The organism is Hydrogenophaga sp., assembly GCF_030373225.1.
Taxonomy (GTDB): domain Bacteria; phylum Pseudomonadota; class Gammaproteobacteria; order Burkholderiales; family Burkholderiaceae_C; genus Hydrogenophaga.
Window position 1 is genome coordinate 21,751 of the sequence record NZ_JAUCZG010000038.1, and the last position, 11,455, is coordinate 33,205.

Genomic DNA, 11,455 nt, shown 5'->3' on the forward strand with positions numbered 1-11,455 from the left:
CCATGGCCGAAATCGCCACCATTGCCCGCCCCTACGCGGAAGCGCTGTTCCAGGCCTCTGGCTCTGGCGCGGCCGGCACCGCCGCCTGGCTCGACGAGCTGGCGTCGGTGGCTGCCGATGAGCAGCTTCGCCAGTACGCCGACAACCCCCGGACGACGCCCGAACAGGTGTTCAGCCTGGTGACCGGCGTGATCCAGGCGAGCCTGCCCGAGATGGCGCAGAACTTTCTGCGCACCGTGATCGACAACGGCCGCCTGGCCGCCCTGCCCGAAATCGCCGACCAGTTCCGCGCCTTGAAGAATGCGCAGATGGGCGCCTTCGATGCCGTGGTCTACAGCGCCTTTGCCATCGACAGCGCCGCACTGGCCGATCTCTCCGGCGTGCTGGAGAAGCGCTTTGCCCGCAAGCTCAACCTCAAGGTCGAGCTGCAACCCGAACTGATCGGTGGCATTCGCGTGGTGGTGGGCGATGAAGTGCTCGACACCTCGATCAAGGCCCGCCTGGAACACATGAAATCCGCCCTGACCGCGGCCTGACCGCTGTCACCCCGCGCCCGTCTGCTCACCATTTAACGAAAGAAGGAAAGAGTCATGCAACTCAATCCCGCTGAAATCTCCGAACTGATCAAGTCCCGCATCGAGGGGCTGGGCACATCGACCGATGTGCGCAACCAGGGCACCGTGGTGTCGGTGACCGACGGTATCGTCCGCGTCCACGGCCTGTCCGACGTGATGCAGGGCGAGATGCTGGAATTCCCGGCCAACAAGGACGGCGTGCCGTCCTTCGGCCTTGCGCTGAACCTGGAGCGGGACTCCGTGGGCGCCGTGATTCTGGGTGAGTACGAGCACATCTCCGAAGGCGAGACCGTGAAGTGCACGGGCCGCATACTGGAAGTGCCGGTGGGCCCCGAGCTGATCGGCCGCGTGGTCAATGCCCTGGGCGCCCCGATCGATGGCAAAGGCCCGATCAACGCCAAGATGACCGACGTGATCGAGAAGGTTGCACCGGGCGTGATCGCCCGCAAATCGGTGGACCAGCCGGTGCAGACCGGCCTGAAGTCGATCGACTCGATGGTGCCCGTGGGCCGCGGTCAGCGCGAGCTGATCATCGGTGACCGCCAGACCGGCAAGACGGCCGTGGCGATCGACGCGATCATCAACCAGAAGGGTCAGAACATGACCTGCGTTTATGTCGCGATTGGCCAGAAGGCCTCGTCGATCAAGAACGTGGTGCGTGCCCTCGAGCAGGCCGGCGCAATGGACTACACCATTGTCGTGGCCGCTTCGGCTTCCGAATCCGCTGCCATGCAGTACCTCTCGGCCTATTCGGGCTGCACCATGGGTGAGTACTTCCGCGACCGCGGCCAGGACGCACTGATCGTGTACGACGACCTGTCCAAGCAGGCCGTGGCCTACCGCCAGGTTTCGCTGCTGCTGCGCCGTCCGCCAGGCCGCGAAGCCTATCCCGGCGACGTGTTCTATCTCCACAGCCGCCTGCTCGAGCGCGCTGCCCGGGTGAATGCCGACTATGTGGAAGCCTTCACCAAGGGCGAAGTCAAGGGCAAGACCGGCTCGCTGACCGCACTGCCCATCATCGAAACGCAGGCCGGTGACGTGTCCGCCTTCGTGCCGACCAACGTGATCTCGATCACCGACGGCCAGATCTTCCTGGAAACCAGCCTGTTCAACGCCGGCATCCGCCCCGCCATCAACGCCGGTATCTCGGTGTCGCGCGTCGGTGGCGCTGCGCAGACCAAGCTCATCAAGAGCCTCTCCGGCGGCATCCGTACCGACCTCGCCCAGTACCGTGAGCTGGCCGCGTTCGCGCAGTTCGCTTCCGACCTCGACGAAGCCACCCGCAAACAGCTCGACCGCGGTGCCCGCGTGACCGAACTGCTCAAGCAGGCCCAGTACAGCCCGCAATCGATCGGCCTGATGGCGTCCACGCTGTATGCCGTGAACAAGGGCTACCTGGACGACATCGAAGTCAAGAAGGTGCTCTCGTTCGAGAACGGCATGCACGCCTTCCTCAAGGACAAGCACGCAGCGCTGCTGGCCAAGCTGGAAAACGACAAGGCCATGGACAAGGACGCCGAAGCCCAACTGGCTGCCGCCATCGCCGACTTCAAGAAAACCGGCACCTACTGACCCGGCCCGTTGACTTCTTAAAGGAAACCCAATGGCAGCAGGCAAGGAAATACGCGGCAAGATCAAATCGGTGGAGAACACCAAGAAGATCACCAAAGCCATGGAGATGGTCGCCGCCTCCAAGATGCGCAAGGCGCAGGAACGCATGCGTGCGGCCCGGCCTTACGCCGAGAAAGTGCGCCAGATCACCGGCAACCTGAGCCGCGCGAATCCCGAGTACACGCACCCCTTCATGTTGACCAACGACGCCAAGGTGGCGGGTTTCGTGGTGGTGACGACCGACAAGGGCCTGTGCGGTGGCTTGAACACCAACGTGTTGCGCGCCGTGACGACCCAGCTCAAGGACCTGCAGGCGAAAGGCCAGACCGCTGAAGTCGTTGCCATCGGCAACAAGGGCCTGGCGTTCATGAACCGCATCGGCGCCAAGGTGGTGTCCAGCGTCACCGGTCTGGGCGATACCCCGCACCTGGACAAGCTGATCGGCCCGGTCAAGACCTTGCTCGATGCGTACACCGAAGGTCGCGTGAACGCGGTCTATGTCTGCTACACCCGTTTCATCAACACGATGAAGCAGGAGTCGGTGGTCGAGAAGCTGTTGCCGCTCAACACGGGCGACCTTCAGGAAAACGCCGGCGGACGTGACTGGGACTACATCTACGAACCCGATGCACCGGCGGTGATCGACGAGCTCCTGCTGCGCTACGTGGAAGCCCAGGTTTACCAGGCCGTGGCCGAAAACATGGCTTCCGAACAGTCCGCTCGCATGGTGGCCATGAAGGCCGCCACCGACAACGCCGGCAGCGTCATCAGCGAACTCAAGCTGGTCTACAACAAGACGCGCCAGGCAGCGATCACGAAAGAGCTTTCGGAAATCGTCGCCGGCGCCGCAGCGGTCTGAAGCAGCTGCCCAACAGAATCCGAGAAACGAAAAGGTACCCATCATGTCTCAAGCTACCGCACAAATGAACACCGGTGTTCAGGGCAAGATCGTTCAGTGCATCGGCGCCGTCGTGGACGTGGAATTTCCACGCAGCCAGATGCCCCGCGTGTACGACGCCCTGAAAATGGAAGGCTCTGCCTTGACGCTGGAAGTCCAGCAACAGCTCGGTGACGGCGTGGTCCGCACCATTGCGCTGGGCTCCTCCGACGGCCTGCGCCGCGGCATGGTGGTGACGAACACCGCCGAACCCATCATGGTGCCCGTGGGCAAGGCCACGCTGGGCCGCATCATGGACGTGCTCGGCGCGCCCATCGACGAGCGCGGCCCGGTCGACCAGACCTTGACCGCCTCCATCCACCGCAAGGCCCCGGCCTATGACGAGCTGTCGCCGTCGCAAGAGCTGCTGGAAACCGGCATCAAGGTGATCGACCTGATCTGCCCGTTCGCCAAAGGCGGCAAGGTGGGCCTGTTCGGCGGCGCCGGCGTGGGCAAGACGGTGAACATGATGGAACTCATCAACAACATCGCCAAGGCCCACAGCGGTCTGTCGGTGTTCGCCGGTGTGGGCGAGCGCACCCGCGAAGGCAACGACTTCTATCACGAGATGGCCGACTCCGGCGTCGTGAACCTGGAGAACCTGGGCGAGTCCAAAGTGGCCATGGTGTACGGCCAGATGAACGAGCCTCCAGGCAACCGCCTGCGCGTGGCCCTGACCGGTCTGACCATTGCCGAATCGTTCCGTGACGAAGGCCGCGACGTGCTGTTCTTCGTGGACAACATCTACCGCTACACGCTGGCCGGTACCGAAGTGTCCGCCCTGCTGGGCCGCATGCCTTCTGCCGTGGGTTACCAGCCCACGCTGGCCGAAGAAATGGGCCGCCTGCAAGAGCGCATCACCTCCACCAAGGTCGGCTCGATCACTTCCATCCAGGCCGTGTACGTGCCTGCCGATGACTTGACCGACCCGTCGCCCGCCACCACCTTCGCCCACCTGGACTCCACCGTGGTGCTGAGCCGTGACATCGCCTCGCTGGGCATCTACCCCGCCGTGGACCCGCTGGACTCCACCAGCCGCCAGCTCGACCCGCTGGTCGTGGGCCAGGAGCACTACGAAACCGCCCGTGCCGTGCAGAACACCCTGCAGCGTTACAAGGAACTGCGCGACATCATCGCCATTCTGGGCATGGACGAACTGGCGCCCGAAGACAAGCTGGCCGTGGCCCGCGCCCGCAAGATCCAGCGTTTCCTGTCGCAGCCGTTCCACGTGGCTGAAGTGTTCACCGGCTCCCCCGGCAAGTACGTGACCCTGGCTGAAACCATCCGTGGTTTCAAGATGATCACCGCCGGTGAGTGCGACCACCTGCCCGAGCAGTCGTTCTACATGGTCGGCACGATCGACGAAGCCTTCGAGAAAGCCAAGAAGATGGCGTAAGGCAGCGCACTCGTGCGCCCGGCGGTGTGGGTGTGCCCGATGTGCTGATGCACATCCTGGCGCACGGCATGGCCGGACACCCGATGACTTGCTTTCCGTCGTTTTCCCCAAGGAGACCCTATGAGCACCATCCGCGTTGATGTGGTGAGCGCCGAAGCTTCCATCTTCTCTGGCGAAGCCAAATTTGTGGCCCTGCCGGGCGAAGCGGGCGAACTGGGCATCCTGCCCGGTCACATTCCGCTCATCACCCGCATCCGTCCGGGCGCCGTGCGCATTGAAAAGGCCGATGGCGGCGAAGAGTTCGTGTTTGTGGCCGGCGGCATTCTCGAAGTGCAGCCCAACCACATCACCGTGTTGTCCGACACCGCGATCCGCGGCAAGGACCTCGACGAAGCCAAGGCGCTCGATGCGCGCAAACAGGCCGAAGAGGCGCTCAAAAACGCCAAGAGCGACATCGATCTCGCCAAGGCGACGTCGGAACTCGCCGTCATGGCGGCCCAGATCGCGGCACTGCGCAAGTTCCGGCAGAAAAGGTGAAGCGGCGGGCGTCTGCCTGGACTTCCCGATAAGACCGGCCTGTGGCCGGTCTTTTTTTGTCCCTTGGCTGCAACGACCCCGGGCGGTCCGAATACCATGCGGATGTGAACAAAGGCGCAGACGATGTCATCCATCTTTGAAAGTCCGGAACTGGCCCCTGAAGAAGTGGCGGCACGCCTGCTGGTCACGCCCTCGGCCCTGGCCGACCTGACCCTCGCTGATGCCCTCAAGGTGGTGGGCTACATGCGGCCCAAGCTGATCAAGGCGGGCACGGTGATCATCCAGGAGGGCGAGGTTCGTCAGACCGACTACATGCTGCTGGTGCTCGAGGGCGACATTGCGGTGGAAAACGAGCTGCCCGGGCTGCACGAGAGCATGGTGGTCAACATCATGGGCCCGGGGCATCTGATCGGAGAGATGGGCGTGCTCGACGGGGCGCCCCGGTCGGCCACCTGCACCGCCAACACCAACATCGCTGCGGCCGTGCTGTCGCGCACCGCGCTGATGCGCCTGCTCAAGGAAGACCCCCGGCTGGGATCGCGGCTGCTGCTGGCGATCTCCAAGCGCATGGCCGACCGCCTGCGGGAAACCACGCGCAAGCTCAAGACCTTTGCCCAGATGAACAAGGCCTTGCAGCAGGAGCTCCAGGTCGTGATGAACAGCCGCAGCCCGCTGGATGGACGCAAAGGCGGCTGACCAGGGCGACCCGCCTAGCGGCGCACCACGGCGTCGGGAAGCTCGTTCGGTCGAACAGTGCCGGCATCTGCGGGAAAGCGCTCCACCAGCAGTGCGGACACCTCTTCGAGTGCCTGCGTGAGGCCGTCTTCGAAGTCTCCCGCGCGCAGTCGGGATGCCAGGCGGTCAACGATGGCCTGCCATTGCGCCCGGCTCACCCGGCGCGACAGCGCCCGATCGGCGACGAACTCGATCGCGTGCTCGGCCAGCAGCACATAGATCAGCACGCCGTTGTTGTGCTCGGTGTCCCAGACCCGCAGGCGGCCGAACCAGGTGAGGGCGCGATCGCGAACCACCACCGGCAAGCCGGTTTCGGGTCCGAGGCGCCAGAGGTAGCTCAGCGGCAGCGCTGCTTCAACGCACAGTCTCACCTCGCCGGTGTGCCGCCCTTCGCTGGCCGCCACGCGCCGCGCGAGTCGCTCGGCCATGTCGTCGGGCACCGCCCGCAGGGTGTCCGAGCGGTCCATCCATCGGTGTTTGAAGATGCGCAACAGCTTGTTCATGGCTTCACCATCCGCCCGAGGCGCCACCGCCGCCGAAGTTGCCGCCGCCGCCCGAGCTGAACCCGCCACCGCCACGCCCACCACCGAAGCCACCGCCGCCCAAACCCCCGCCGCCCCAGCCGCCACCCCGACCGCCCCGCCCGGAGCTGCCCAGCGGAGCCGCCGGAAGGAACTGCAGGAACAGCGCAGCCAGCATGCCCAGCAGGCCGGCACCGATCGCAACCCAGAACACGGACGTCAGCACCCAGGCCAGGCCACCCGCACCCACCCCGGTCAGCAGGGTGCCGAGCTTGTTGCCGAACATGCCGCGCAACAAACCCGAGAGCATGGGCACTGCGAACACCAGGAAGATCAGCGCGTCCATCCATTCGAAATCGGCACTTCCCGCCGGGCGCCGGGCCGCTGAAGCGTCGGGCAGCGGGAGCTCTTCGCCGCGGATGCGCGCCAGGATCTGGTCCACCCCCGCGTTGATGCCGCCCGCGTAGTCGCCCTGGCGAAAGGCCGGGGTGACCGCGCTGTCCAGGATGCGACGCGCCATCAGGTCGGGAATGGCGCCTTCGAGCGCCTTGGCGGTGGCGATGCGCAAACGCCGGTCGTCCTTGGCGATGATGAACAAGACGCCATCGCCCACGTCGGCCCGCCCGATCTTCCAGGCGTCGCCCACGCGCTGGGTGAAGTCGGCAATGTCCTCGGGCGCGGTGGTCGGCACCATCAGCACCACCACCTGAGACCCCTGCGATTGCTCGAATGCCGCCAGCCTGGCTTCGAGCGCCGCCACGCTGGCGGCGTCCAGCGTGGCGGTCTGGTCGATCACGCGTGCGCTCAACGCGGGCACCGGCACCAGGCCCTGGGCCAGCGCGAGGGCCACCGCCCCCATCAGTCCCAGTGCCAGCAGGCACCGGGGCAGCCATCGCGTCATGGCTTCTTGAAGTCCACCGCCGGCGGTGCAGAGATGGCTGCCTCGTTGGCCACCTGGAAGTTCGCCTTCGGGGCATAGCCGAACACCATGGCGGTGAGGTTGGTGGGGAAGCTGCGAGACAGCACGTTGTATTCCTGCACGGTCTGGATGTAGCGGTTGCGCGCCACGGTGATGCGGTTCTCGGTGCCTTCGAGCTGAACGCGCAGGTCGCTGAAGCCCTGGTTGGCCTTCAGGTTGGGGTATTGCTCCACCACCACCATCAGGCGGCTGAGCGCACTGCCCAGTTCACCCTGGGCGTTCTGGAACTGCTGCATGGCCGCGGGGTCGTTCAGCGTCTCGGGCGTCACCTGGATGCTGGTGGCCCTGGAGCGCGCTTCGATCACACGGGTGAGCGTCTCCTGCTCGAAGTTGGCCTCTCCCTTCACGGTGGCCACGATGTTGGGAATCAGGTCTGCGCGGCGCTGGTACTGGTTGAGCACCTCCGACCAGGCCGACTGCGTTTGTTCGTCGAGCCGCTGAAAGTCGTTGTAGCCGCAGCCGGTGAGGCTGACCGATAGCAACAGGGCGGTCAGCCAGGCGGAAACGGATCGAAAGGATGTGCGCATGAAAACCTCCAGTGTCTTTTGGGCCGGGCCTGTCGACGCTGCCGGCCCGAATCTGCGGGACTATACCCCCGGGGCATGTCGGCGCGCGGTGCGCCTGGCCACACAGAGGAGGCAGTGCCGTCAGAATACGGCGCATGCGTAAACCCAAACTGCCGCCAGGTTCTGCGGACGACACCGAAGCCGCGTTTTACGACGCCCTGCAGCACGCCGACATCGAACGGCTCATGGCCTGCTGGGCCGACGAGGACGACATCGTCTGCGTGCACCCGGGTGGGCCCCGACTGGTCGGACACGTGGCGGTGCGCTCGGCTTTCGAAGCCATGTTCTCCAATGGCAGTGTGCAGGCCACGCCCGAGAAGGTCCGGCGCCTGGACGCTGGTGCCTGCAGCGTGCACAGCGTGGTCGAACGGGTGGCCGTGATGACCGACGACGGTCTGCAGCACGCCTGGGTGGTGGCCACCAATGTGTATGCCAAGACCGCCCAGGGCTGGCGCATGGTGGCCCACCATGCGAGTCCGGGCATGCGCACCGAGCCGCCCGAGATCCTCACTGCAAGGCCCGTGCTGCATTGAGCCACGAGGGCTTTTCCTATGCCGCGCCGTGGTGGCTGCCCGGGGGCAATGCGCAGACCCTGTGGGCAGCGTTGGCCAGTCGCCGCCATTTCGGTCCGTCCCCCACATGGACACGGCAGCGCTGGAACACACCCGATGACGACTTCATCGACGTCGATCAGGCGCGGCACGCCAGCGCGAGCAAGGCCCCCTTGCTGGTGCTGTTCCACGGACTCGAGGGCTCGTCGGCCAGCCAGTACGCCGTGGCCTTTGCCGACTTCGCGGCTGCCAACGGGCTGGCCTTTGCCGTGCCGCACTTCCGCGGCTGCTCGGGCGAACTCAACCGCGCACCGCGTGCCTACCACTCGGGCGATTTCGAGGAGATCGACTGGATCCTGCGACGCTTCGCGCTTGAACACCCCGGGCGAGCGCTGATCGCAGCGGGCGTTTCGCTCGGTGGCAATGCCCTGATGCGCTGGGCCGCCGAGATGGGTGAGTCGGCCAGCCAGCGGGTGCGCGCTGTGGCGGCCATCTGCTCACCGCTGGACCTCGCAGCCGGCGGCCACGCCATTGGCCAGGGCTTCAACCGGCTGGTCTACACCCGCATGTTTCTTGCCAGCATGGTGCCCAAGGCCTTGAAAAAACTGGAGCAACACCCCGGCCTGTTCGACCGCGAGGCCTTGCTGGCCGCGCGCAACCTCTACGAATTCGACAACCTGTTCACCGCGCCCCTGCACGGCTTTCGCGACACGCCCGATTACTGGTCGCGTGCCTCGGCCAAGCCCGTGCTGCACCAGATCCGCGTTCCGGCGCTGGCGCTCAACGCGCTGAACGACCCGTTCGTGCCAGCGTCATCGCTGCCCACGCCACAGCAGGTGGGCCGGCACGTGACCCTGTGGCAGCCCGGGCAGGGGGGTCATGTGGGCTTCCCCGTCTCGCATGGGGCCGTGGGTCTGCCCGGCCATGTGCGTGCCATGCCGGATGCCGTGGGACACTGGCTGCTGCAACACATCTGATGGAACCCCATGGACGACATCGTCAAAGCCGCCATGGCCAAGTGGCCCAACGTACCCGACTGTTATGGCTGGCTCGGGCTCGATGCGCGCGGCAACTGGTACATGCGCGACGACCGCGTGCAGGCCGACGGCGCGTTTCCCGCGAGCAAGGGTTCGCTGCTGCAGCACGAAAAACTCATCGACTTCATCCAGCGCAACTACGCCGCCGACGAACAGGGGCGCTGGTATTTCCAGAACGGGCCGCAGCGCGTGTATGTGGAGCTGGAAGCCACTCCCTGGATCTGGCGCCTGCAACCCGACGGGTCCGTGCTCAGTCACACGGGCCAGCCGGTGCAGGTTCAGGAGTGTCTGCTGGACGAATCGGGCTGGCTGTATCTGGTCACCGACAGAGGTCTTGGCCTGGTCCACAGCGCCGACATGGGCCTGGCTGCGGAACGGGTTGAAGCCGGTCTGTGGACCCCGGGCCGCGTGGACCGCGCCGAACTGTCCGGCAGGTGGCGCTACGTGCGAAGTCCTCAGGCATCCAGCACAAAAAAGCCGGCTTGAAGCCGGCTTTTTTGTGGAGCTTTCAAGGTCTATTTGACCGAGTCCAGCATGTACTGCACGGCTGCCTTGATCTCGGCGTCCGGGGCAGCCGAACCGCCTTTGGGTGGCATCGCGCCCTTGCCCTTGATCACGCTGGCGGTCAGTCCGTCGAGACCCAGCGCCAGACGCGGGGCCCATGCGGCCTTGTCGCCCAACTTGGGCGCGCCGGCCACACCGGCCACATGGCAGACCGCGCAGGCCTGCTTGTAGAGCGCTTCACCGGAAACCGCCGCCACCGTCATCGATGCGGCAGGTGCGGGCGCTGCAGCCACCGGTGCCGCGGCAACCACGGCGGCGGGTGCCTCTGCGGCCATGGGCGCAGCGGCGGGTGCTGCCGCTGCAGCAGGGGCCGCGGCACCTGCCGCTGGAGCGGCTTCAGGCACGGCGAAATTGCCGCCGGCGGCATTGGCCAGATGAACCACGGCTCGCCCCAGTTCCTCGTCGCGGTAGGCGCCACCGCCCTGCGCGCCCATGGCGCCCTTGCCCTTGAGAACCGAGTTCAGCAGGGCGTCGTACCCGGTGGCAATGCGAGGAGCCCAGGCCGCCGCGTCGCCGAACTTGGGTGCACCGGCCACGCCGGCGGCGTGGCAGGCCAGGCACTGTGCCGCGTACACCGCTTCACCCGATGCGAGCGGACGGTTGGCATCACGCAGCTCGACCGTGCCCACGCGCTGAATGCGTTGTGCAATTCCCAGTTCGGGGTCGGACGCACCCATGGCCGGTTTGTCGCCCGAGGTCACGGCATAGACCAGGCCGATGATGATGAAGATGGGAGCAACGAATGCGAAGAACGACGTCCACAGCAACTGCGAGGGTGTCTTGATCGGGCCGGTGTGGTGTTCGTGCGCGTTGTCGCTCATGGTGTCCTCGAGGGGTGGCAAAGCAGGTCAGACAGGTGACAGAACTCGCCCGCGGCGAATGGTTCCAAACAGCCCACGATTATAGCCAACGCCCTTGACGGGAGCCTTCTGCAGGCCCCTCGCTGATAGAATCACGCGGTTGCGGCTGTAGCTCAGTGGATAGAGTATTGGCCTCCGAAGCCAAGGGTCGTGGGTTCGATCCCCGCCAGCCGCACCAACAACGCCCAAGCCCTTGATCTGCAAGGGCTTCGTCGTTTCTGGGGTGCCTGCTGCATCGCCTCGCTGCCAGGGAGCGCGCGGTGGAAGGACTTTTCATCGAGGCGCCGCCTCGCAACCTGAATCGATTGCCCCTCAGGGTTTGTTGACTGCGCTGCGCCGGGCTAGCACGGCGGGTGAGGCGTCCGGGCAGCACAACAGAAGAACCCCCAACATCCGGGCGGCTTGCCGGTGTCCGTGGGTTTCCCGTGAGAATCGCCTCACCGAAGCAGCCATGTCGGCGCACATTCACAGATCTCCGGCGTCCACCCGAAGCGCCGGGCGCGATCACCACACCCTGACCGACGCCGGGACCGAAGACCTCGCCGCCTGGTATTCGTCGCTGCAAATCAGCGTGCAAGCGCCCTGA

Annotated in this window: 14 protein-coding genes and 1 tRNA gene; 11 read left to right on the top strand and 4 right to left on the bottom strand. The window is 65.6% G+C overall.

Translation table 11 applies throughout. From position 1 onward, the window contains the following. The first annotated feature begins 2 nt into the window (after nt 1-2). The 6 genes from QUV35_RS17070 to QUV35_RS17095 all read left to right on the top strand — a co-directional run bounded on the left by QUV35_RS17070 (nt 3) and on the right by QUV35_RS17095 (nt 5,752). A complete protein-coding gene (locus QUV35_RS17070; RefSeq protein WP_300876833.1) occupies nt 3-536 on the top strand; it encodes a F0F1 ATP synthase subunit delta in 534 nt (177 codons plus the stop codon). Between the two features lie 54 nt (nt 537-590). Continuing rightward, nucleotides 591-2,147 carry a F0F1 ATP synthase subunit alpha gene (atpA, locus tag QUV35_RS17075; protein ID WP_300876835.1) on the top strand — a complete coding sequence of 519 codons (1,557 nt, stop codon included), beginning with the start codon at nt 591-593 and terminating at the stop codon, nt 2,145-2,147. Between the two features lie 31 nt (nt 2,148-2,178). Next, nucleotides 2,179-3,045, top strand: coding sequence for a F0F1 ATP synthase subunit gamma (gene atpG, locus QUV35_RS17080; protein WP_300876837.1), 867 nt, complete (start codon nt 2,179-2,181; stop codon nt 3,043-3,045). Between the two features lie 43 nt (nt 3,046-3,088). After that, on the top strand, nt 3,089-4,519 hold the full coding sequence (atpD, locus tag QUV35_RS17085; RefSeq protein ID WP_300876840.1) for a F0F1 ATP synthase subunit beta: 1,431 nt from the start codon (nt 3,089-3,091) through the stop codon (nt 4,517-4,519). A 120-nt stretch (nt 4,520-4,639) separates the two neighbouring features. After that, nucleotides 4,640-5,056, top strand: a complete 417-nt coding sequence (locus QUV35_RS17090; RefSeq protein ID WP_300876843.1) for a F0F1 ATP synthase subunit epsilon — start codon at nt 4,640-4,642, stop codon at nt 5,054-5,056. Between the two features lie 123 nt (nt 5,057-5,179). Next, on the top strand, nt 5,180-5,752 hold the full coding sequence (locus tag QUV35_RS17095; protein ID WP_300876845.1) for a cyclic nucleotide-binding domain-containing protein: 573 nt from the start codon (nt 5,180-5,182) through the stop codon (nt 5,750-5,752). 14 nt (nt 5,753-5,766) lie between these two features. On the opposite strand, the gene QUV35_RS17100 is transcribed toward QUV35_RS17095, so the two are convergent. The 3 genes from QUV35_RS17100 to QUV35_RS17110 are packed head-to-tail and all read right to left on the bottom strand — an operon-like array spanning nt 5,767 to nt 7,818. Next, nucleotides 5,767-6,294: a TPM domain-containing protein gene (locus QUV35_RS17100; protein ID WP_300876847.1), complete on the bottom strand. Its 528-nt coding sequence runs from the start codon at nt 6,292-6,294 to the stop codon at nt 5,767-5,769. A gap of 4 nt (nt 6,295-6,298) precedes the next feature. Then, complete coding sequence (locus QUV35_RS17105) at nt 6,299-7,213, bottom strand: TPM domain-containing protein (protein ID WP_300876849.1); 915 nt, start codon at nt 7,211-7,213, stop codon at nt 6,299-6,301. After that, nucleotides 7,210-7,818 (bottom strand): LemA family protein, encoded by a 609-nt coding sequence (locus QUV35_RS17110; RefSeq protein ID WP_300876852.1) that lies wholly within the window; start codon nt 7,816-7,818, stop codon nt 7,210-7,212. Before QUV35_RS17110 ends, QUV35_RS17105 begins: the two co-directional genes overlap by 4 nt. A 134-nt stretch (nt 7,819-7,952) precedes the next feature. Here QUV35_RS17110 and QUV35_RS17115 point away from each other — a divergent pair, with 134 nt between their 5' ends. The 3 genes from QUV35_RS17115 to QUV35_RS17125 are packed head-to-tail and all read left to right on the top strand — an operon-like array spanning nt 7,953 to nt 9,931. Continuing rightward, entirely contained in the window at nt 7,953-8,390 is a 438-nt protein-coding gene (locus QUV35_RS17115; RefSeq protein WP_300876854.1) for a nuclear transport factor 2 family protein, read from the top strand. Then, nucleotides 8,387-9,385 carry an alpha/beta fold hydrolase gene (locus QUV35_RS17120; RefSeq protein WP_300876856.1) on the top strand — a complete coding sequence of 333 codons (999 nt, stop codon included), beginning with the start codon at nt 8,387-8,389 and terminating at the stop codon, nt 9,383-9,385. Before QUV35_RS17115 ends, QUV35_RS17120 begins: the two co-directional genes overlap by 4 nt. Before the next feature lie 9 nt (nt 9,386-9,394). Further along, nucleotides 9,395-9,931 (top strand): DUF2946 family protein, encoded by a 537-nt coding sequence (locus tag QUV35_RS17125; protein WP_300876858.1) that lies wholly within the window; start codon nt 9,395-9,397, stop codon nt 9,929-9,931. Nucleotides 9,932-9,960: 29 nt separating this feature from the next. On the opposite strand, the gene QUV35_RS17130 is transcribed toward QUV35_RS17125, so the two are convergent. After that, nucleotides 9,961-10,830 carry a c-type cytochrome gene (locus QUV35_RS17130; protein ID WP_300876860.1) on the bottom strand — a complete coding sequence of 290 codons (870 nt, stop codon included), beginning with the start codon at nt 10,828-10,830 and terminating at the stop codon, nt 9,961-9,963. A gap of 141 nt (nt 10,831-10,971) precedes the next feature. Between QUV35_RS17130 and QUV35_RS17135 the strand changes: the two genes are divergently transcribed. Together QUV35_RS17135 and QUV35_RS17140 are read left to right on the top strand one after the other, a co-directional pair. After that, nucleotides 10,972-11,047 (top strand) — tRNA-Arg (locus QUV35_RS17135). Between the two features lie 273 nt (nt 11,048-11,320). Further along, complete coding sequence (locus QUV35_RS17140) at nt 11,321-11,455, top strand: hypothetical protein (RefSeq protein ID WP_300876864.1); 135 nt, start codon at nt 11,321-11,323, stop codon at nt 11,453-11,455.